The organism is Marinospirillum alkaliphilum DSM 21637, from assembly GCF_900119735.1.
In the GTDB taxonomy this organism is placed as follows: Bacteria; Pseudomonadota; Gammaproteobacteria; order Pseudomonadales; family Halomonadaceae; genus Marinospirillum; species Marinospirillum alkaliphilum.
Genome location: NZ_FPJW01000005.1, coordinates 162,683 through 184,525 on the forward strand (window position 1 = coordinate 162,683; position 21,843 = coordinate 184,525).

At 51.5% G+C, this 21,843-nt stretch carries 21 protein-coding genes; 5 read left to right on the forward strand and 16 right to left on the reverse strand.

The genetic code is table 11. The features are described from left to right. Positions 1 to 16: 16 nt before the first annotated feature. Positions 17 to 928 carry a hydroxymethylglutaryl-CoA lyase gene (locus BT114_RS08535; protein WP_072325946.1) on the forward strand — a complete coding sequence of 304 codons (912 nt, stop codon included), beginning with the start codon at positions 17 to 19 and terminating at the stop codon, positions 926 to 928. Between the two features lie 67 nt (positions 929 to 995). On the opposite strand, the gene BT114_RS08540 is transcribed toward BT114_RS08535, so the two are convergent. After that, the gene (locus BT114_RS08540) at positions 996 to 1,199 is read right to left on the reverse strand and encodes an addiction module protein (protein ID WP_177247067.1); all 204 of its coding nucleotides are present in this window, start codon (positions 1,197 to 1,199) and stop codon (positions 996 to 998) included. Between the two features lie 102 nt (positions 1,200 to 1,301). Between BT114_RS08540 and BT114_RS08545 the strand changes: the two genes are divergently transcribed. Continuing rightward, on the forward strand, positions 1,302 to 2,045 hold the full coding sequence (locus BT114_RS08545; protein WP_084662056.1) for a YdcF family protein: 744 nt from the start codon (positions 1,302 to 1,304) through the stop codon (positions 2,043 to 2,045). Positions 2,046 to 2,050: 5 nt separating this feature from the next. Here the strand turns inward: BT114_RS08545 and rluF are convergent, their stop codons facing one another. From rluF to BT114_RS08560, 3 genes are all read right to left on the reverse strand, one after another. Further along, positions 2,051 to 3,025, reverse strand: coding sequence for a 23S rRNA pseudouridine(2604) synthase RluF (rluF, locus tag BT114_RS08550; RefSeq protein ID WP_072325950.1), 975 nt, complete (start codon positions 3,023 to 3,025; stop codon positions 2,051 to 2,053). Between the two features lie 69 nt (positions 3,026 to 3,094). Further along, positions 3,095 to 4,450 (reverse strand): alanine/glycine:cation symporter family protein, encoded by a 1,356-nt coding sequence (locus BT114_RS08555; RefSeq protein ID WP_072325952.1) that lies wholly within the window; start codon positions 4,448 to 4,450, stop codon positions 3,095 to 3,097. 188 nt (positions 4,451 to 4,638) lie between these two features. After that, positions 4,639 to 5,391 (reverse strand): SDR family NAD(P)-dependent oxidoreductase, encoded by a 753-nt coding sequence (locus tag BT114_RS08560; protein WP_072325953.1) that lies wholly within the window; start codon positions 5,389 to 5,391, stop codon positions 4,639 to 4,641. Between the two features lie 206 nt (positions 5,392 to 5,597). Between BT114_RS08560 and BT114_RS08565 the strand changes: the two genes are divergently transcribed. The 3 genes from BT114_RS08565 to BT114_RS08575 are packed head-to-tail and all read left to right on the forward strand — an operon-like array spanning position 5,598 to position 6,711. After that, the gene (locus BT114_RS08565) at positions 5,598 to 6,149 is read left to right on the forward strand and encodes a hypothetical protein (RefSeq protein ID WP_072325954.1); all 552 of its coding nucleotides are present in this window, start codon (positions 5,598 to 5,600) and stop codon (positions 6,147 to 6,149) included. Beyond that, the gene (locus tag BT114_RS15335) at positions 6,149 to 6,553 is read left to right on the forward strand and encodes a DUF1330 domain-containing protein (RefSeq protein ID WP_072325955.1); all 405 of its coding nucleotides are present in this window, start codon (positions 6,149 to 6,151) and stop codon (positions 6,551 to 6,553) included. The genes BT114_RS08565 and BT114_RS15335 overlap by 1 nt, the downstream gene beginning before the upstream one ends. Next, on the forward strand, positions 6,541 to 6,711 hold the full coding sequence (locus BT114_RS08575; protein WP_084662058.1) for a type II toxin-antitoxin system RelE/ParE family toxin: 171 nt from the start codon (positions 6,541 to 6,543) through the stop codon (positions 6,709 to 6,711). Before BT114_RS15335 ends, BT114_RS08575 begins: the two co-directional genes overlap by 13 nt. Before the next feature lie 127 nt (positions 6,712 to 6,838). Here the strand turns inward: BT114_RS08575 and BT114_RS08580 are convergent, their stop codons facing one another. From BT114_RS08580 to urtA, 12 genes are all read right to left on the reverse strand, one after another. Continuing rightward, positions 6,839 to 7,354, reverse strand: coding sequence for a hypothetical protein (locus BT114_RS08580; RefSeq protein ID WP_072325957.1), 516 nt, complete (start codon positions 7,352 to 7,354; stop codon positions 6,839 to 6,841). A gap of 1 nt (position 7,355) precedes the next feature. Next, on the reverse strand, positions 7,356 to 8,054 hold the full coding sequence (locus tag BT114_RS08585) for a DUF3800 domain-containing protein (RefSeq protein WP_072325958.1): 699 nt from the start codon (positions 8,052 to 8,054) through the stop codon (positions 7,356 to 7,358). A gap of 18 nt (positions 8,055 to 8,072) precedes the next feature. Next, complete coding sequence (locus tag BT114_RS08590) at positions 8,073 to 9,815, reverse strand: ATP-binding protein (protein WP_072325959.1); 1,743 nt, start codon at positions 9,813 to 9,815, stop codon at positions 8,073 to 8,075. Between the two features lies 1 nt (position 9,816). Beyond that, complete coding sequence (locus BT114_RS08595) at positions 9,817 to 10,959, reverse strand: SIR2 family protein (RefSeq protein ID WP_072325960.1); 1,143 nt, start codon at positions 10,957 to 10,959, stop codon at positions 9,817 to 9,819. 9 nt (positions 10,960 to 10,968) lie between these two features. Next, on the reverse strand, positions 10,969 to 12,120 hold the full coding sequence (locus tag BT114_RS15055) for a restriction endonuclease subunit S (RefSeq protein WP_072325961.1): 1,152 nt from the start codon (positions 12,118 to 12,120) through the stop codon (positions 10,969 to 10,971). Positions 12,121 to 12,122: 2 nt separating this feature from the next. Continuing rightward, a complete protein-coding gene (locus BT114_RS08605) occupies positions 12,123 to 13,601 on the reverse strand; it encodes a type I restriction-modification system subunit M (protein ID WP_072325962.1) in 1,479 nt (492 codons plus the stop codon). A 127-nt stretch (positions 13,602 to 13,728) separates the two neighbouring features. Beyond that, positions 13,729 to 16,065 (reverse strand): EcoAI/FtnUII family type I restriction enzme subunit R, encoded by a 2,337-nt coding sequence (gene hsdR, locus BT114_RS08610; protein WP_072325963.1) that lies wholly within the window; start codon positions 16,063 to 16,065, stop codon positions 13,729 to 13,731. A gap of 107 nt (positions 16,066 to 16,172) precedes the next feature. Continuing rightward, positions 16,173 to 16,871: an urea ABC transporter ATP-binding subunit UrtE gene (gene urtE / locus BT114_RS08615; protein WP_072325964.1), complete on the reverse strand. Its 699-nt coding sequence runs from the start codon at positions 16,869 to 16,871 to the stop codon at positions 16,173 to 16,175. Continuing rightward, positions 16,871 to 17,695 (reverse strand): urea ABC transporter ATP-binding protein UrtD, encoded by an 825-nt coding sequence (gene urtD / locus BT114_RS08620; protein ID WP_072325965.1) that lies wholly within the window; start codon positions 17,693 to 17,695, stop codon positions 16,871 to 16,873. The genes urtE and urtD overlap by 1 nt, the downstream gene beginning before the upstream one ends. Further along, positions 17,692 to 18,825 (reverse strand): urea ABC transporter permease subunit UrtC, encoded by a 1,134-nt coding sequence (gene urtC, locus BT114_RS08625; protein WP_072325966.1) that lies wholly within the window; start codon positions 18,823 to 18,825, stop codon positions 17,692 to 17,694. Before urtC ends, urtD begins: the two co-directional genes overlap by 4 nt. Positions 18,826 to 18,828: 3 nt before the next feature. Continuing rightward, the gene (gene urtB, locus BT114_RS08630) at positions 18,829 to 20,430 is read right to left on the reverse strand and encodes an urea ABC transporter permease subunit UrtB (RefSeq protein ID WP_072325967.1); all 1,602 of its coding nucleotides are present in this window, start codon (positions 20,428 to 20,430) and stop codon (positions 18,829 to 18,831) included. Positions 20,431 to 20,519: 89 nt separating this feature from the next. Beyond that, the gene (gene urtA / locus BT114_RS08635; protein ID WP_245770414.1) at positions 20,520 to 21,788 is read right to left on the reverse strand and encodes an urea ABC transporter substrate-binding protein; all 1,269 of its coding nucleotides are present in this window, start codon (positions 21,786 to 21,788) and stop codon (positions 20,520 to 20,522) included. Positions 21,789 to 21,843 lie beyond the last annotated feature (55 nt).

Here is a 21,843-nt window from a genome sequence, read left to right on the forward strand (position 1 = left end):
TTTCAGGAGAGAGAAAATGGCTTTTCCAGAATACGTCCGATTGGTGGAAGTGGGTGCCCGTGATGGTTTGCAGAATGAACCCAATCCGGTCAGCACGGAAACCAAGCTGGAGTTGATTGATCGACTGGGTGCCGCCGGTATCAGTTACATCGAAGCAGCCAGTTTTGTATCACCCAAATGGGTGCCGCAGATGGGGGATGCCCGTGAGGTGATGACCGGTATTCAGCGTCGCCCCGGCATCACCTATGCCGCACTGACGCCCAACATCAAGGGGCTGGAAGGTGCACTGGAAACCGGTGTACAGGAAGTGGCGGTGTTTGGTGCTGCGTCTGAAAGTTTCACCCAAAAGAACATCAATTGCAGCATTGCCGAATCGCTGGAGCGTTTTGCACCAGTGATCGAAATGGCGCAAAAAGCCGGTGTACCGGTACGCGGTTATGTTTCCACCGTGCTGGGTTGCCCTTACGAAGGTGAGATAGCACCACAAAAGGTCGCTGAGGTTAGTAAAACCCTGTTCGAGATGGGTTGTTATGAAATCTCGCTGGGAGACACCATTGGTGTTGGTACACCCCTGAAAGCCAAGCGTATGCTGGAAGCGGTGAACCGTCATATCCCGATGGAAAAACTGGCGGCGCACTTTCATGACACCTACGGTCAGGCGCTGGCCAATCTTTATGCGGTGTTGGAAGAAGGCATCAGTGTGGTGGACAGTTCAGTGGCAGGGCTGGGTGGCTGCCCCTACGCCAAGGGAGCTTCCGGCAATGTTGCCAGTGAAGATGTGGTTTACCTGCTGCACGGACTGGGCATCAAAACCAACATTAACCTGCAATTGCTGGCTGAAACCGGTGACTGGATCACCCGCAGCATCAACCGACCCAACCGCTCCAAAGTCGGTGTTGCCTTCATGGCCGGGAAAGCATCATCCTGAGTGTTACATCAGCACCGGTCTACCCAGTAGTCCGGCTGCTGATGCTGATGGGTAATCCTTGTCATCTTCACTCCCTGAATGGAGTCTCCATATCAACACCAGTGATTCGTCCCTGACGATAGGCCTGGAGTCGCTTTTCAGCTTCCTCCGCCCAGATTTCATCAAGTGCTGCATCTGGTTTATCGAGACTTTCCAGCAATCCTTCCACCAGTGCAAAGCGCTCCGGGAGTTTCAGTTTTAACGCTTCTGCCAGCAATTCTTTACTACCCATATTGATACCTTTATCAATCAGCTTGCAGCAATCTACTGTATCACCAACAGCATAGCGTTAAACTCTCATGCACTCCACACCCACAAAACTTCGTTTATAGTCATGCTCAATCTTTTGAAATACCTGCTGTTACCTCCGCTTTTGAATATTCTGCTATTGCTGGCAGGTTTGCTGTTGTTGTGGCTGCAGAAACGCAGGCTGGCCATCGGGTTGATTGGCTGCAGTAGTCTGCTGTTGCTGGTGTTGTCCTTGCCACTGGTCAGTCATGCCTTGATGAAGCCGCTGGAAATCCACCCGCCGCTACAGTTTGCGCAGCTGCAGCCCAATCAGGCACTGGTGATTCTGGGCGGTGGCCGTGAATACACGGGTGCGGAATATGGCTGGGATGACGCACCCAGTGAGTCGAGCATCAGTCGCCTGAATTATGCTGCTTACCTGCATCGCATTTCAGGGTTGCCGCTACTGGTCACCGGTGGACGTGTGCATGATGAAGCGGAAAGCGAAGCAGAACTCATGGCACGGCTGTTACAAAGCAGTTTTGGCATTCACGCCACCTGGCTGGAAGAGCAAAGCCGCACAACGTACGAAAATGCCCTGTTCAGTGCCGAGATTTTGAAACAACAAGGCATCAATGAAGTTGTGCTGATCAGCCATGCCTGGCATCTGGCCCGGGCCGCCGCCATTTTTGAAGCCCAGGGGCTGAAGGTTATTCCGGCACCGCTGCAGTTTTCCAGTCCGCCCAGCCACGGGCTGATCCGTTGGATTCCCAGAAGTTACCATCTGAACAAAAGCACCCAGGCACTGCATGAGTGGTTGGGGCGCGTGGTTTACAGCTTTTACAAATAACAAGTTCAAGGCCGCTTGATGCTTTTACCGCCCGCGCCTTTTTTCTTGCCCGATTTTTTGCCAACTGGTTTTTTACCAACAGGGCTTTTACCAGCAGGTTTGCGGCTGTCATTGTGGGCAGTGTCTGCGCGTCGTCCGTCAGACTGGCCTGCTCGACTGCTGCCACGTCGATTGGCCGGTGTTGCTGTTGCGCCGGCTTCCGGGCGCGGGCGAAGTTTGCGGGCGGGTCGGGCCAGCACCTGGCTGGCTTCTTCGGTGCCGCTGGAATCAGCAATCATGGCCTGAATCTGTGCCATTTCCTTCTGATTCAACAAACGCCACTGACCGGGTTTCAGGTCGCCCAGGCTGATGTTCATGATGCGGGTGCGTTTCAGACGGGTGACTTCATAACCCAGGTATTCGGTCATGCGGCGAATCTGGCGATTCAGTCCCTGGGTCAGGATGATGTTAAAGCTGTTGGCAGAAAGCTGACGCACCTTGCAAGGCAGGGTCACGGTGCCGAGGATCGGGATACCCGAACTCATGCGCTGGACAAAATCGGGACCAAAAGGACGATCCACCGCAACCACATACTCCTTTTCATGGGCATTGCCCGCACGCAGGATGCGATTAACGATATCACCATCATTGGTCAGCAGGATCAGGCCTTCGGAGGGTTTATCCAGCCGCCCGATGGGGAAAATCCGGCCCTTTTTGTAGTTCACCGCACGAACAATGTTTTCCGGCACTTCCGGATCAGTGGTGCAGGTAATGCCAACCGGTTTGTTATAAGCCAGATAAACCGGTGCCGGTCTGGCTTTTAAAGGTTTACCGCGCACCTGCACATGATCTTCGCTGGTGACTCGCACACCCATGTCAGCAACTCGGCCATTCACCTTCACCAGCCCATCTTCAATCAACTGGTCGGCTTCACGGCGGGAGCACAGCCCGGTTTCACTGATGAACTTGTTAAGCCGGATGCCCTGGGTTTCTGTGGTCATGAAAGTGCCTGATGCGGTTGGAGAAACAGGCCGCTATTGTGCCTGCTTCCCCGACTGGAAAAAACCGCTTCAGACTTTATGCGTGGCAAAATATTCTCTGGACAACTTGAACACCACCGGACTCAACAAGGCCAGTGCAATCAGGTTGGGCAGCGCCATCATGGCATTCAGGGTATCCGCCAGCAGCCAGATGAACTCCAGATTCACCATGGCACCCAGCGGAATCGCCAGAATCCACAGCACCCGGTACGGCTTGATCACCTTCACACCAAACAGGTACTCGGCACAGCGTTCGCCATAAAACGACCAGCCAATGATGGTGGTGAAGGCAAAAATAGCCAGTGAAATGGCCACAATGTAATTACCCACTGTGGGCAAGGCATGGCCAAAGGCTGCGCTGGTCAATGCTGCACCGGACACACCGCTGGTCCACACACCACTGGTGATGATCACCAGACCGGTTACCGAACAGATGATCAGGGTGTCAATGAAGGTACCCAGCATGGCAATCAAACCCTGACGCACCGGGTTTTTGGTTTGTGCTGCAGCATGCGCTATCGGTGCAGAACCCAGACCGGCCTCGTTGGAAAAAATACCCCGCGCCACACCAAAACGAATCGCAGCCCACACCGCCGCACCGGCAAAACCACCCTGGGCAGCCACCGGTGAAAAGGCATACTCAACAATCATGGCGATTGCTGAAGGAATTGCCGCGGCATTGATGGCCAGCACCACCAGACCCGCCAACAGGTATGAAAGCGCCATGAAAGGCACCAGCGCAGCCGCCACCCGACCGATACGACGAATACCACCAATCAGCACCAACCCCACCAGTGCCATGATGATCAGACCCGTCACATACACCGGTAAACTGAAATTGGCCTGCAGCACATCCGCCACCGAGTTGGCCTGCACGGTATTACCAATGCCAAACGCTGCCACTGCACCGAAGATGGCAAATGCCGTACCCAGCCACGCCCACTTCGGACCCAGGCCGTTTTTGATGTAATACATCGGGCCACCCACATGATTGCCCTTTTCATCCACCTCACGGTATTTCACCGCCAGCACGGCTTCAGAAAACTTGGTGGCCATACCCACCAGTGCGGTGATCCACATCCAGAACAGTGCACCGGGGCCGCCCAGAAAAATCGCTGTTGCCACACCGGCAATGTTACCGGTGCCAACCGTCGCAGACAGCGCGGTCATCAGTGCCTGAAAAGGGGGAATCTCTCCCTTGTCCTCTTCACCTTCACGCGCTTTGGTGCCACTGACCATCAGCCGGAAACCCATGCCAATTTTCATAATGGGCATGAGTTTGAGGCCGATCGAAAGGAACAGGCCCACCCCTAAAATCAGCACCAGCATCAACGGCCCCCAGACAATGCCGTTGATGCTGCTGACCAGTGATTCAATCGTTTCCATTTCAGTCTCCCTGTTTGTTTATTTGCTGAATTTCAGAAAATAAACCTTTAACGGAAGTTTTTCACGGAAAAATTGCACATCAGAAGAAGTTTTTTGACCAGACGGTCTGATTTAATGGCAACTTGATCCTGACAACAAAAAAGCCGCTGTCGGCAATCACCGGCAGCGGCTTTTTTAAAACAGAAGGCTCAGGACTTGCCAGCAGTGAACCCGCCATCCACCAGCAGATTGGCACCGGTGATGAAACTGGCTTCATCACTGACCAGGAACAAAAAGGCATTGGCCACTTCTTCCGGGCGACCCAGACGACCAATCGGATGCAGACTGATCAATCCCTGCATCAGCTGTTCATCCAGCCCGGCCAGCAAGGGTGTATCAATGTACCCTGGTCCGATGGAGTTGACCCTGACACCTTTGCTGGCACCTTCCAGCGCCAGGGTGCGAGTCATGTTCACCACCCCACCCTTGGCGGCAGTATAAGCAGCCGTGCCGGACTGACCGAACACCCCGAGAATCGAGGCACAATTCACAATGCAGCCACTGCCCTGAGCATACATGGGCTTTAATGCGGCACGAGCCACACGAAACACCCCGGTCAGGTTCACATCCAGAATGTGGGTGAAATCTTCATCCGGATAGTCTTCGGCCGGACAAATACCACCGATCCCGGCATTGTTGAACACACCATCCACCCGACCCAGCTCAGCCACCATGCCATCAATCAAGGCATTCACCTCGACGGTGGATGCCACGTTGCAAGGCATAAACAAGCAGCGTCCCTGGTATTTGGCATCCAGCGCCTTAGCTCGACTGACACCTTCACTGCTAGCAAGATCAGACATCACCACATCAGCACCTTCCTGCAGGCAACGCTCCACGGCCGCCAGACCGATACCACTGGCACCACCGGTCACCAGAATCTTTTTACCTTTTACACGCATCACACACCTCCGAGGGCTTCATGAGTGATTACAGCTTACAACAAGCACCGTCAGGATGCGCAAACTCATCCGCGAAGGCTGCCACCGGTCAAAAAGATTGATGGTTTTTTGAACCAAACCTTACCGGAGCTATTGCCCGAAATGTGCTTCTGATCTAGTGTAGGACAAGACTGCAAGCCCTCTCCCACGCATTCAGGAAACCAGCCATGCGTTTTCTCTCTGCCCTGCTGTTCAGCCTCCTGGCTTTTAATCTTTATGCCTCTGATCTGACCCGTGCTGATGTTGAGCGCTGGATCAAAACCCATGGTGAACTGCAATCCTGGCTGGATCAGCATCAGGAGCAACTGCCGGATGAAGACTTCGCCAACACCAACCTCAGCATGGAAGAGCTGATGGCCAAAGGCATCCAGCAACTCAGAACTGCCGGTTTGTATAACGAGTTCAACCGACGGGTGCAGCGTGCAGGCTTCAGCAACGTGGAGCACTGGGCAAAACTGGGTCAGCAGATTTCACTGACCTACATGGCCATCGGTCTGGAAGAGAACCCCCAGGCACTGGGTATGTTTGAAGCCCAGTTACGAGAATTACGATCTGCCAGAGACATCCCGGCAGAAGAAAAAGCCATGTATGAAGCCATGCTGAATGAATCCATCAACATGATGCGCCAGGCACAACGCATGAGCTCAGCCAGCAAGGCCGCTGTTCGCCCCTACCAGCGCCAGCTGGAAGAACTCTTTGATCAGGAAGACAGCTACTGATGCCGCATGCCTACATCGTTGGACAAATCCGCATCAAAGACGCAGACCGCTGGGCAGATTATTGCAGCCAGGTGCCCGCCACACTGGAACCCTGGCATGCTGAACTGATGTTTCGCGGTACAAAGGACACCACCTTTGCCGGTGAAACACCCTACACCAATATCGTGGTGATCCGTTTTCCAGACATCACCACAGCCAAAGCCTGGCATGACTCCGAAGCCTATCAGGCACTGGTACCCTTGAGGGAAAGTGCAGCTGATGTGTTGTTGAGTGGGTTTGAAGACACAACCATACCATCAGCAGCAATCCTTGAAGGTATTGCAAGGGGTGAGCAGAATGTTCTTGAAGGCCAAACATACTGCCAAAGTGAAGCCAGAGAGAAAATGAGCAAATGGCTGAAATAATCTGGACGGAACCAGCCTTGCAGGAACTTAATGCTCTTGCCGAGTACATCGCACTGGACAACAGCGACGCAGCACGCAATCTGGTTCAGAAGGTTTTTAAAAAAACAGAGCGACTGGAAAACTTTCCTGAATCCGGACGCACTCCACCTGGCAGATAAAGGTTTGAGCTTGATATTTCACTGGTTCACCACCATAATGCATCCAAGCTCTTCGGAGCTGGTTGAACCTTTACCTAGTTGTTTTGGTTCCTGGCTGCGCCTCAGTCGCCGATAAGACTGGGGCATATCACCCTCCCTTCTTCACCTCTGCCAGAAATGCTTTTTGCTTGATTTCAGTCTGCACATAGCTAGGATTAGCGGCTATAGCCGTTACAAAAGTGAAAGGCTTATCGGGCTTTCTTGGATCATCCAGAACCACAACATAACTTTCATCAACAACAACGTATGTCCGTCGTTTTCTATCACGGCCACGACTGTCCTTTTTTGACTGGGTATAACGATGAATCGTACCGGCTGAAGCTGCAAGCACCTCGGCGATCCATAAAATCCGACGCGCTCTTTCATGATCAAAACCACCATCGTGAACACAGGTGCCCAAGCAATAGTTTTTGGCTTTACTGAAGGCATGATCAAAAGCACCGGCTGCAAAGATAATCGAAGCACCTGTCCAGTCAGTAAAAACTCGTCGATTACCCTGCTCATCGTAGACGTAGGTATCCAGATATACCTGACGATATGCCTCGATCAGATTTTCTTCCGTATCGGCTTTCAGTCGCAGTTTCGGCCACAAGCTATCAGTCAAACTATCGTCCTTGCCAGTTGAAGATATTGAATTTTCGTTCAGTCCTGGGAGTAGTAAACCGCAAGCCGCTTTTACCTACGGCTTTAGCCAGATGACCAGCATACTGCACTTTAAAAACGCTGGCGTTAGAGCGACTCTGCATGTCATTCCAATCATACCCCACCGCTCCCATCAACAAGTCTGCAAGCTGTATCAGCGGCTGGTTATGCGACTCTACCGGCTCAAGACAAGCTATTTTGGCTCTACCCATTAGCTTGTGTGCCAGAATCTGCCGCAGCTCTTCAAAACGACCACTGGCAGCATTCTGTTGCCAATCCAGATAAATATGGTAGGTATCACCTGGCTGAAGCCAATGTACCAGTAATTGGTAATAAAGCTTGTAAAAGCCAAGCTCTTTATCACCATTATTCCACTGCTCATGATCCAGTTGCCTTCGGTCAACCACAACACAACGAAAAGAAAGACATTGCTCTTCAGCAAACAACTGGATCAGGCTAAGATAAAATTCTGCCTTATTGGGTGATGCTTTTTTCCAGCCAAATTCTGTTTTAATGCCATGCTTGGTCATCAGACCATGCAGACGGCTAACAATGCGGCGCTTTTCTTCCCGAGGACATTGAAGCGCACCGATAACGATGTAGGGCTGTGATGGATCTGATGTATGGCGGCTTTCATCGCAATAGATGTTGTAAATTGTCATTATGCATACTCAATAAAATCATTTGCTCTGATAGCGCCATTTCGTAACCACAATACCAATCTGCTCTATGGTCATCGCCTGTTGCTGCCAACCTTTATCAAAATCGACATCACTTGAACGTGGCAGTTGGTCATCAGATAAACTTCGAATCATCACTCTAGTAGGTAGCGTTGCAGCTTGACCAACAAAGATTGCTTCCTGACGCCTTAAACCAGAAAGCATCTTGGTTAAGCCAGACATAGAATCAGGTAACACACTACGAACATGTTCGCGGTCTGCATCATTGGTTATTCGAAGCACAATCCATGAGTTACATTGGGACAACACCGTTGCCTCAACTTCACTAGGTCTCTGCGAAACTAATAACAGACCAACACCATATTTGCGACCTTCCTTTGCTATTCTGCGAATTGCAGATTGTGCCGCTTCATACTGCGCCTCACCTCGATTAGGTACATATCGGTGAGCCTCTTCACATACCAAAAGTACAGGGCTGTTTTGCCGCTCGGCCTCGGTTTGCCAGACTTTAAGTTGAAACACGATTCTCGCGATTGCAGCGCTAGCTACCCCAGCCACTTCATTCGGCACACCAGACAAGTCAACAATCTGCACTGTGGTTTGCTGCGTTAAGAATTGATTGACGATTGTTGGTAATGGATCTTCAACACCATCCCAACTTTCCATCATAAATTTGAGGCGGCCATCCTTTAGCAACGAGTCAATCTTGCGAATGACTTTGCTGTAATCCTCATGGGCTTTTTTATCTTTGTTATCCGGTCGTTGTGCGTTAATTGCACCAATCAATCCTTCCTCATAGCGTGCTCCATCTTTGAATCCAAAATGATCTAAGCCTGCTGCACTGCCAATAATGTAAGGAATCGGCGAGTCAACAGTTAATTGATTCTTATCAAGCTGAAGCTGTTTAGCTGCCCGCTCACGAACAGCAATTAGTGCATTTTTAACAATGTTTGATTGCGAGGTTGCTGCAAACTCGGTCTTACCGATAAACAAACTCAGGGACTCTTCTAAATCGAGTAACCAATACGGTAGTTTCAGTGAACCTTCATCGGTCGATAAACGTTGGTGCACGGGGAACGCTTTGCCGTACTCATTATGTGGGTCAAGGATAATAACTTGTGGGTGCCAGTGCATATGACCGGCTATCTGGCCACGTTCGAGTATACTGTGAATAACTGCTGCAACAGTGCCTGATTTACCGGCACCGGTGGAGCCAAGGATGGCAGTGTGCTTACCTAGCAATTCATTCAACTCAGCGTAACAAGGGGCGCCGCCAGAGCCAACATGCTCGCCAAGTTGAATAACAGCACCTTTGGCGTCACCGTAAATAAACCTAAGCTCGGATTTGGGTGTCAGATAAATGGTTTGCTGTGGTAGTGGATAAGTAGCAACTCCGCGTTCGAACTCAAGGGTAAACTCATCTTCACCTTTCCTGCGCCACTCCCCCTCACCAAACAAATCAGCTTCAATAATGCGCTCATCTGAAGATGCGACAGGCAAGCCCTTTTCTAGCTGGTAGTCAGCCTTCATACGTAATCGACTGACTAACCCATAAATAGAGCGGCGGCCAAAATGAACTTTGATGATTGAGCCAAACTGCCCAATCGGATAGTTTTCACCAGCAAATACTCGGGACAAGTCTGAAATAGAAGGGTCGAGCTCAGCGATAATACGCGAACCATCTACCTCAATAATTTTACCGATAGAGAGATTCTCAATGGGTTTTATGTATTTGTTATCCATATCAAATACCTCCTTCAAGGATCTGCGTTAGGTTTTCAAACTTCCACCATTCAATGCTATTTTCTGAGGTTGCCTTGTGATCGGCGTGATAAAAACCTTTGTCGGCGAAAATAAGTACTTGTTCGTTAATTGCGCTGTCTTCATACCAAGTTTTTAGCGTGCCGCTAGGCTCGGAGTCACTGGTAAACGCAATCACGGTTAAATTACCATTTGAAGACCTTAAACCGCGTTCGATTTCTAGGTTGATATGTGCATCACCAAAACTATAACCGGCAATCAACAAAACCCGTTGACTACCACCTCGCGGGTTTAATACCGTCCTTGCTCTGTGCATTAAGTTTGCATAGGGATCGAGTTGTGTTTCACGGTATTTAGTTGATGCAGGCCAAATCATAATCTTTGCAGCTTGCTCTTTACTGCACTTCAAATGCGGAGCAATACGTAATGGTGTTGATGAAGAAGCATGTTCAGCCCAATTGATGGAACCATGTAGCTTAAATACTCGGGCATCTAGATTGTTCTGTTCAAACGTCGAAGGGTTCCACCATCCTGATACACCACCTTCTAAACCATCGGCATATCTCAATTGAGATAGTGCGAGTGAGTCTTCAATTAACGTGTCGTAGTTCATCACTAGATAATCGATAGTGCTCGGAATGTTGTCTTTGCCTGGTCGCATTGGTCGATGAATAGCCTGAACAAAACGCTCATGCACAGCAGAATCTACTTCAACATTAATTACGTCAAAAATAGCGAGTTTTATCTCGTTTATCGCTTGCAATAGTTGATCGTTGCTGTATTCAGTATCGCCAATCAATACACTGCTAGCGGTTACACTGCGATTTTCTCGACGAGCTGTAATAGCAAGCCAATCGACTAGCTCGCTTAGGTAGTCTTCAATGTGTGAAGCTGGTTTTGCGCCAGTAAAAGAAGTTTGTATGGCTGTCAATATCTGCTTGGAATCAACGGAAAGCTTGTCACTTTTTAGTGCTCTTTCTGTTAGCTGGTTTGTTAATGGAAGGCCAGCACAAAAACTCGCCCCTGCACCTAACAGAACCGCTTTTGAGTGTGAGAGCAATTCTTCGAGTTTATTTATTGATTCTCTGAACTCCTTTTGTTCAAAAACCGTAGTATCGAATGCCATACTCACTCCTTATAGCTCGCCTTTAAAGGCAGAATCAAGAATTGATGCTTTTAATCTTTTCAAGTCTTCTATTTTCTCTAGAAGGACTTCTTCTGCATCGTGAATTTTACTTTTCAGCGCTTCAATCGTTGATACCAATGACTTCTGCTCTTCCAATGAACACATTGGGATTTCAATTTTGCTTAAACGAGTAAGCGCCAACTTAGGCTGTGCAACTGTCTTGGTCGCTAACCCTGCCTGTGCAGAGAAATCAGAGGTTAATGTAAACAGATACAGGTAGCTTAAATCTAGTTGTTGTTTATCTTTGATAACCAATTTAGCTGCGTTTTCTGTCAAGTTTGCACCATCCAATTCAGGGGGAACAAAACCTGTTTTGCCGATAGTTCCGGCAATACTGATATAAAGGTCGTCCTTGGAAATCACATAGCGTTTGATTTGCTCATGGATTTCTTTCGATATGTACTTGATGCCAGATAAATATATCGTTCCTCTATCGGTAAAATCTGCCACTCGGATATATGGGTGCTCAGTCTCTTCATCACTTAGCTTTTCACCTTTTGGTAAGCGCTTGCCGCCTTTTACCTCAGCTAGCGATTCGATAGTCACTCGGTCAGTGACAGCTGTAAACAGGCCATCAAGCGCTGATTGAAGAAGGCTACTCTTCAATATGACGCTTCCTTGCAAATGCTCGATGGCGGTGTCGATGCGGGTGAGCAATGCATCGAGTTTTTCGACGATGCGCTTTTGTTCTTCTATGCTGTCTGGCGTACAGACCAACTCCGCGCTAAGAGAGTTTCTGTTTAGAGTTGGTACAGCAGCACCAGATGCAAATCGAGTTAAATCAAAGCTCTCAAGAAAATACTTTATAAAACGGGGGTAATTTCCATTGAATTTCTGCACATAAAGTGCCGTATTGAGCGGCCAGTAAACACCCTCAACGAAATGAACTTTCCCTATTGTGCCACTTCGGCCGGTTACAACGCCCGGTCCATCAACTTTATATTGATCAATGTAATCGGTTATACCATTGGCACTATATAAAGGGATATTACCTGCTGACCTCGCATGTGTTGGAAGGTCATACCCCCTCTTGAGTACACAAACATCTTTAAATTTTTTCCAGCTCCACCCCTTTGGAGCACTAAATTCAATCTGCCCCATGCTTATTTCTCCGCCAGCAGGTCTTCAATTTCATCTAATAGACCTGATACCAGTTTTTCTTTAGTGCGGATCTGCTTAAGGATATCGCTGGGCGCTAAATGCTCTGCATCTTTCTGCTTGGCTGGGTTTTTGGCGGAAAGATCATAGTCTTCTGTCAGCTTGCTGGCTGCTACTGTCCAGGAGCGGTCTGTGGTTGCCCGGCTGCTGTACAACTCCACAAACTCTTTCAGGTGGTCATCGGTAATGGGTTTGTTTTTGGTGAGTTTTTGTTCTGGTTCACACTCGTAGTACCACACATCACTGGTGCCGCCGCTGCGTTCAAAAAACAGTACGTTGGTTTTAACGCCGGAATAGGGCAAGAACACCCCGGCTGGCAGGCTTAAGATGGTGTGCAGGTTCAAGTTTTCCAGCAGCTCCTGTTTCACCTGTTTAAAGGCGCTGTTGGTTTGGAACAGCACACCTTCTGGCACAACGATGGCTGCTTTGCCACCCGTTTTCAGGGTTTTCATAAAATGCTGTAAAAACAGCAACTCGGTAGCGTTGGCTTTAATCGGAAAATTCTGCTGAATCTGATCCTTCTCTTTCCCGCCAAAGGGTGGATTCGCCAGAATAATGTCGTAACGGTCTTTTTCCTGAATATCACGGATATTCTGGGTCAGAGTATTACCACGGAACAAGTTGGGCGATTCGATGCCATGCAGGATCAGGTTCATCATTCCCATCACATAGGCCAGCGAGGTTTTCTCAAAGCCAAAAAAGGTATCACGCTGAATAAAATTCCACTGTTCGGTGGTCAGTTCGCTTTTTTTCGATTTCAGGTGTTCAAAGGCTTCCACCAGAAAACCACAGGAACCCGCTGCGGCATCATAAATGGTCTGTCCTGCCTGCGGGTCGATGGCTTTGATCATGGCACGCACTACTGGGCGCGGAGTGTAAAATTCACCGGCATAACCACCGGCATCGCCCATGCTCTGCAATAAGCCTTCATAAACCAGCGAGAGTTCAAACATTTCATCACTGGATTGGAAGTTCAGGGTGTCGATAATATCCAGCACTTCGCGCAGGGTATGACCAGAAGCAACCTTGTTATCCAGATACTGGAAAATTGCCCCAATCTTGTAGGTGAAAGATTTAGGATCTGCACCCGTGGCAGCCGCATTGGCAAAGCTTTTCAGATAAGGGAAAAGCTGGTTGTTCACATAGTCGGTTAAATCATCGCCTGTTCTGGCACGGGCAAGATCCAGCTTGCCATCAGCCGTTTTCGGGCAAGCCCAATTTACCCAGCGGTGTTCATCATCCAGTACCGGCTGATAACTTTTACCGGACAACTCCGCTTCATCTTCTTTTTCAGATTCGTAGTCATCCAGAAACTTCAGAAACAACATCCAGGAGGTTTGCTCGGTGTAGTGCATGGCACCACTGATGCCATCGTCGCGGCGCAGAATATCGGTAATGCGGTCAATTTTTTGCTGTAATGACATAATTAGTTTTCGTTTTTTAACTGGTTGATCAACGGTACTTTCAACTTAAGGCCAGCTTAATTCGGAACGCAACGCGTTACGAATCATATAGATTTGCAGTTTGATCATAAGCACGGCTTCCTTGGATTCAGCAATACAGCTGCTGCTGAAGTTGTTTGAAGGCAGTCAGCAGGTGAACTGGCTTACCACCGAAGGCCATGGAGGCATCTTTGGTAGTGCCAAGACCGGATAGCTCAATCAACGCTGGCAGGCGCTCACGCGCCAGCTCAGTCACACCGGTTTGCTCATATCGCTTGAGTACAAAGTGCAGGAATTGCTGGGCTTTTTCCTGCTGGTACTGATCGAAAAAGGCAGCATTTGCGCGTACCTGATCCGCACGGCTTTTGCGGGTTGCCATGGGCTGTTCAAACGCCAGAAACGCCAGCAGGTCAAACAGATCACAGTCTTCCGCCTCAAACATGTGGCGCAATGCGGCAAGCTGCTCTTTGTCAAAACCTGCTTGCATCAATTTGTTCAGCAAGGCTTCGCGCTCGTCAGGGTCTGACCAGATCTGGCGCAGCTCATCAACTGACTTAAACAAGCCGGGTAACTGCGTGATCAAGCGTTCAATAAACTCTTGTACGGTCAGGGGTCTGCCCTTCTCATCAATGTAACGGGTTTCTACATCAATGACTTTTAGCTCACGGTTTTTACCCAGCCTGACTCTTAACCGAGGTTTTGGTGGTTCTACAGATGGATCTGTGAGTGGTGATGATTCTTCCGATTCAAAAGCTGGAGGTTCAGGTTCACCTGTGTTGCCCGGTTCACCCAGTTCGCCGAGGTTATCTGTGACAGGTTCAGGCGCTTCCGGCTCGCCATCCCAGTCTTTGTCATAAAATTTGTTAGTGGCACCACGAAAATCAATGATTGTGAAGTAGTCCTTACCATCAAAAACCCGTGTACCGCGCCCCACAATTTGTTTGAACTCCACCATGGAGCCAACGGTTCGATCCAGTACCACGTTACGCACGTTGCGAGCATCAACACCTGTCGTCAGCATCTGGGAAGAAGTGATGATGGTCGGAATGTCCTTATCGTTATCCTGAAATTTTTCAAGCAGTTCACGCCCCACCTTGCCTTCATCACTGGTAACACGCACACAATAGTGAGGATCTTGCACTTTTTTGTGCTTGTTAATCATGTCGCGCATGGTCAGGGCGTGATTCTGGTTTTCACAGAAGACGATGGTTTTATCCAGCGGGTTGATATGATCAAGCAGGGTTCTGGCAACCAGCTCCGTGCGCTGATCCACAATGATTTTTTTGTCGTAATCTTCAACCTTGTAGATGTCCTGTGCTGACTCCCCTTCGATCACCAGATCATCACTGGTCAGCACCAGTTCATCCAGATTGGTACGTACTCGCTTCACCCTGTAAGGGGTTAAGAAACCATCGTTAATGCCGTCCTTCAGTGAATACTCATAGGCAGGCTGACCAAAATACTCATAGGTATCCACGTTATCCGTGCGCTTGGGTGTGGCGGTTAAACCCAGATGCACTGCATTGCTGAAGTGATCGAGAATGGCACGCCAGGAGCCTGCTTCATTGGCTGCGCCCCGATGACATTCATCAATCAAAACCAGATCAAAAAAATCGCTGGGGTAGGCTTTGTAATAACCATCGATATTTTCCCGCTCGGCAATGGCCTGGTAGATGGCGAAGAAAATATGGGCATTAGTGGGCACTAGGCCGTTGCGCTTACGGACTTCTTTACCATTGATTTTGATCAGATCTTTTTCATAGGGATTGAAGGTATTGATGGCCTGATCCGCCAGAATGTTACGGTCGGCCAGAAATAGAATACGCGGCCTGCGTGATCCGGGTTTATCGAGGTTCCAGCGAGCCTGAAAGACTTTGTGGACGATCTGAAATGCGATAAAGGTTTTACCGGTGCCGGTCGCCAGTGTCAGCAGAATTCTGGATTTGCCTTGACCAATGGCATCGGTGGCAGCATGGACTGCCAATTCCTGGTAATAACGCGGTTGCATCGCCCCTTCCAGATGGAAGGGGATGTTTCTTAGCTCCTGACTAAGATCTGTGATCTCACCGGCATAGCGTTTTTCCAGCTCAGCAGGTGTTGGGTAGAACTCAATGTAATCGCCCTTGCCTGTTTCCAGATCAAACTCATAGGTTTGTTTGCCGTTGCTGGAATAAACAAATCGCACGCGAAGTTTCTTCGCATAGTCGATGGCTTGTTGCAGACCTTTGGTGGGGTGCTCTGATTCTTTTTTGGCTTCAACAACCGCCAGATAGCGGTTGTCTTTATGGAGCAGGTAATCAACAAAACAGCGGCGACCGCGAACACCTGCCGCCATTTTTCGACCATCAGTAAAGTAATGCTCGCGAATGATGTTGCATGATTGCCAATAAGCTGCTTTAAGAGCTGGATCTATGTAATTAGCGCGGGTATCAGCTTCTGAGGTCACTGGCCTGATTCCTTGTTCTGTTCCTTGCATCCTGAATATGCATCTTTACTGCAAGGAAGCTTACCATACCTGGCCAGCCTGTGAACCTCAGTGCTTTTCTCTGTCACTCACACCGTCAGATGCTGTTTGATCAAGCCATCACTCAGCTCTGCAATTTCCCCTTCTGCCAGGTTCTGGCCGCGGTCCATGATGACAAAGCGGTCTGCAAATTTCCGGGCGAAGGGGAGTTTCTGTTCCACCAGCAGGACGGTGAGTTGTTCTTCGCTGATGAGTTTGCGGATAACTTCTCCGATCTGTTGCACGATGTTGGGCTGGATGCCTTCACCGGGTTCATCAAGGATCAGCAAACGCGGTTCCAGCACCAGCGCACGGCCAATGGCCAGCTGTTGTTGCTGACCACCGGAGAGGTCACCACCGCGGCGGTGACGCATGTCCTTGAGCACCGGAAAGAGTTCGTAGATTTTTTCAGGGATCTTTTTCAGGCCATCACCACGGGCAGCCAGGCCGGTGCGCAGGTTTTCTTCCACGGTCAAAAGCGGAAAGATCTGGCGGCCCTGGGGCACAAATCCAATCCCCAGACGGGAGCGATCTTCCAGGCGTTTGCGGGTCAGGTCGATGCCATCATCATAACTCAGGCTGCCATCACGGATCGGCACTTCACCCATGATGGTTTTCATCAGGGTGGTTTTTCCGACACCATTGCGCCCCATCACGCAGGTGCACTGGCCTTTGGGTGCAGTCAGTGACAGGTTGCGCAGGGTGTGGCTCTGGCCGTAATACTGGTTGAGTCCGTTGATGGTCAACATCAGGCTTCTTCTCCAAGATAAACTTCAATCACTCGCGGATCAGACGACACCTGATCCATGCTGCCTTCGGCCAGTACACTGCCCTGATGCAAGACCGTCACCTTGCGGGCAATCGAGCGTACAAACCCCATGTCGTGTTCCACCACCACCACTGATTGCTGACCGGCCAATCCGGTGAGCAGTTCGGCAGTGCGTTCCATTTCCTGTTCTGTCATGCCGGCCACCGGTTCATCCACCAGCAGCAGGCGTGGTTTCTGCATCAGCAGCATGCCGATTTCCAGCCACTGTTTCTGCCCGTGAGACAGAATGCCAGCCGGTTGCCGGTGCAGGTTTTTCAGACCGATCAGTAGCAGCACTTCATCAATGCGATCCTGAATCTCACCGGTCATGCGTTCAGTCAGGGTCGGCAGGATGCTTTTGTTGGTGGCACGCGCCAGTTCCAGGTTCTGAAACACCGTCAGGGCTTCAAACACCGTGGGTTTCTGGAACTTGCGTCCGATGCCCAGACTGGCAATGTCCGGTTCATTCATCTGCAACAGGTTGTGGCGGCTGCCGAACCAGACCGAGCCTTCATCCGGGCGGGTCTTGCCGGTGATGATGTCCATCATGGTGGTTTTGCCTGCTCCGTTGGGGCCGATGATGCAGCGCAGTTCACCGTCATCAATGGTCAGGTTCAGCTTGTTGATGGCCCGGAAGCCATCAAAGCTGACACTCACATCTTCCAGATACAGGATCGGGCCGTGGCGCACGTCCACCGGGGACTGCTGCGGCACCATGAAATCAAACACCCGCTCCCGGTCTACCAGTTGTTTGAAGAAGTTCATACCGGCAGCTCCTGTTGATCATCCTGCGGTTTGTCCTTCACCCTGCGGCGGCGCTCATTCAAGTTGTGCATCAGTCCGGCAATGCCTCTGGGCAGCAGCACGGTGACCAGAACAAACATCGCACCCAGTGCAAACAGCCAGGCATCGGGCATCACCCCGGTGAACCAGGTCTTGGCATAGTTGACCAGCAGCGCGCCGATCACCGCACCGTAGAGGGTGGCACGTCCACCCAGGGCTACCCAGATCACGATTTCGATGGAAAACAGTGGTGAGAACTCGCCGGGATTGATGATGCCCACCTGCGGCACATACAGGGCACCGGCCACACCGGCCAGCATGGCGGAAACCACAAACACCGATAACTGCACCCGCTCAACCCGATAACCCAGAAAGCGGGTACGGGCTTCGGCGTCACGGCAGGCCACACACACCCGCCCCAGCTTGCTGGTGACAATGGCGCGACAGATCAGATAGCCGATGGCCAGCGCCAGCCCGGTGACCAGGAACAACACCAGACGCGTGGTGTCGGTGCGCAGATCAAAACCCAGCATATCGCGGAAATCGGTCAGGCCGTTGTTGCCACCAAAACCCATTTCATTGCGGAAGAAGGCCAGCATCAGGGCAAAGGTCAGCGCCTGGGTCATGATCGACAGGTACACCCCGGTGACCCGTGAACGAAAGGCCAGGTAACCGAAGGCAAAAGCCAGCAGGCCAGGCACCAGCAACACCATCAGTGCCGCAAACCAGAAGGAGTCAAAACCCAGCCAGTACCAGGGCAAGGCATCCCAGTTCAGGAACACCATAAAATCCGGCAATTCCGGGTGTCCATACACCCCCCGATCACCGATCTGACGCATCAGGTACATACCCATGGCATAACCACCCAGCGCAAAAAAGGCACCGTGCCCGAGGCTGAGGATACCGAGATACCCCCAGACCAAATCCACTGCCACCGCCAACAGGGCGTAACTGAGGTATTTGCCCAGCAGGTTAACGGTATAGGCCGAAACATGCAGCGGATGATCGGCAGGCACCACCAGGTGCAGCAGGGTGACCAGGCTCATGGCCAGCAGCAGCACACCCAGAAAGATGCGTGTTGAACGTTCATACAGAGGTTGGGTCAGCCACATAAATCAGTCTCCGGCAGCACGGCCCTTCTGCGGGAAGAGTCCACGCGGGCGTTTCTGGATGAACAGGATGATGAATACCAGCACCAGGATCTTGGCCAGCACAGCCCCGGCCCAGGGTTCCAGAATCTGGTTGATGACGCCCAGCGACATGCCGGCCACCAGGGTGCCCCAGAGGTTACCGACACCACCAAACACCACCACCATGAAGGAATCAATGATGTAGGCCTGGCCCAGGTTGGGGCCCACGTTGGTCAGTTGTGACAGCGCCACACCGGCCAGTCCGGCCACACCGGAACCCAGACCGAAGGTGAGCATGTCGACACGAGTGGCACGAATGCCCATGGAGCGCGCCATGTTGCGGTTCTGGGTGACTGCACGCACTTCCAGCCCCAGCCGGGTGCGGCGCAGAATATAGATCAGTGCAGCAAACACCAGCAGTGCAAAGGCCATGATGTAAAGACGGTTGAGGGTCAATGACAGAGCATCATTGATGGCAATGGAGCCACTCATCCATTCCGGTGTCACCACGGTGCGGTTGAGGGGAGAAATCACCGTGCGCACCAGTTGTTGCAGAATCAGGCTGATACCAAAGGTTGCCAGCAGGGTTTCCAGCGGGCGGCCTTTCAGGAACTGGATCACACCACGTTCGATGGCAATGCCGGTGAGTCCGGCCACCATGAATCCAGCCGGAATCGACAGCAGCAGCGCCAGCCCCGGTTGTCCCGGCAGCAGTTGTTGCATGGCCCAGGTGGTGTAGGCACCCAGCATGATCAGTTCACCATGTGCCATGTTGATCACCCCCATCACCCCGAAGGTGATGGCCAGGCCGATGGCAGCCAGTACCAGCACACTGCCCATCGACAACCCGAAATACAGGGTTTCCGCTGCGCGGTTGAGTTTGAGTTTCTGTTCAATGCCCAGCAGTGCCTGACGAGCCGCTTCACTCAGTTGGGCATCGTCACTGCTCTGCGCTCGTGTTAATGCCACGCGGGCACGACTGTGCAGGCTGCCAGACAGCTGTTCCACTGCTGCCAGTTCACCCTGCTCAACACGATAAATGGCCAGTGCCAATGACAGGCGCTGGTGAACCCGGCGATCAGTTTCTTCGTCCAGAAAATCCGGCAGCACTGCCGCCAGGGTGGCATCCACCTCACCAATCAGGCGCTCGGCAGAAGCACGGCGCAGGTTGAGATCGGATGAATAGAGGTCAATCAATGCCAGTGCGCTGCGCAGTTGATTGCGCAGCGGGTTGTTGATGCTGATGCGGCTCAGATCACGACGATTGATGGCTCCAAGTGCTTCACCACTCAGGGCATCACTGACCAGCAGATCGCGTCCACTGGTGCCTTCCACCAGTACAAAACGGCCGCTGCGCTCACGCTGCAGGTTACCTTCCAGCAAGGCCGACAGCCAGTTGCGGGCACGCGGATCGTCACTGGTCACGATCAGGCGAATGGCTTCAGCCTTGTCCTGAAAAGAGGCCACATCCAGTGTCTGCAACAGGTACAGGCCGGTGTCATCTGATTCAGCAGTGGCTGATGGCAGGTCTTCGGCCTGGGCCAGCGGTAGCCAGAGCAGCAACAGCAGCATGAGCAGCAGGGGCATGGTTATTCCTTTGTCATGGATATGACGGTTCAGGCCGGAGCGGTCAGTCCGCAAGCTGCGCGGACCACCACTCCTGCTGTGTTGATTGATTACTGACCCAGTGCCGCGCGGGCTTCAGCCGCAGCATTACTGCCACCACAACGCTTGGTTTTGGTGTTGAAGTTGCCGCAGTTGACCGGGGCACGCCAGTCAGAAATCAGGTCACGGGAACCCGGCAGGTAGTCGGACCAGGCATCACCCGGTACAGTACTGGGCGTCTGCCAGACCACTTCAAACTGACCATCAGCCTGAATTTCACCGATCAGTACCGGTTTGGTGATGTGGTGATTGGGCAGCATTTCCGCCACACCACCGGTCAAGTTGGGCACCTGCAGGCCATGAATGGCAGTGCGCACCGCATCAACGTTGGTGGTACCGGCTTTTTCAACGGCTTTCACCCAGAGGTTGAAGCCAATGAAGTGGGCTTCCATCGGGTCGTTGGTAACCGCATTGGCATCACCTTTAAACGCCTGCCAGGCATCAATGAAGGCATGGTTGGCATCGTTATCCACGCTCATGAAGTAGTTCCATGCCGCCAGGTGGCCGACCAGGGGGGCAGTATCCAGACCGGAGAGCTCCTGCTCACCCACGGAGAAGGCGATGACCGGGATGTCACCGGCATCAATGCCCTGGTTACCCAGTTCACGGTAGAAGGGTACGTTGGCATCACCGTTGATGGTGGAAACCACTGCAGTCTTCTTGCCCTGGCTGCCGAAGCGACGGATTTCAGCCACAATGTTCTGCCAGTCGGAATGACCAAAGGGGGTGTAGTTGATCATGATGTCGCTGGCGGCCACACCGTGTACGTCCTTCAGGTAGGCTTCCAGAATGCGGTTGGTGGTACGCGGATACACATAGTCGGTTCCGGCCAGTACCCAGCGCTCCACACCCAGTTCATTCTTCAGGTAATCCACCGCGGGAATGGCTTGCTGGTTCGGCGCTGCACCGGTGTAGAAGACGTTTTTAGAGGACTCTTCACCTTCGTACTGCACCGGGTAAAACAGCAGGCCGTTCAGCTCTTCAAACACCGGCAACACCGCCTTGCGGGACACTGAAGTCCAGTTGCCGAACACCACATCCACACGGTGTTGCGCCAGCAGCTCACGAGCGCGCTCGGCAAATAACGGCCAGTTGGAAGCAGGGTCAACCACCACAGCTTCCAGCGGACGACCCAGCAGGCCACCTTTGGCGTTCTGTTCGGCCACCAGCATTTCAATGGTGTCTTTTAAAACGGATTCACTGATGGCCATGGTGCCAGACAGGGAATGCAGTACACCTACCTTGATCGGTTGCTGGGCGGTGGCACTGAGACTGGTCATGCCCAGCAGCACACCGACACCGGCGGCCAGGGCGAAGCTTTTGCTGCCTGACTTG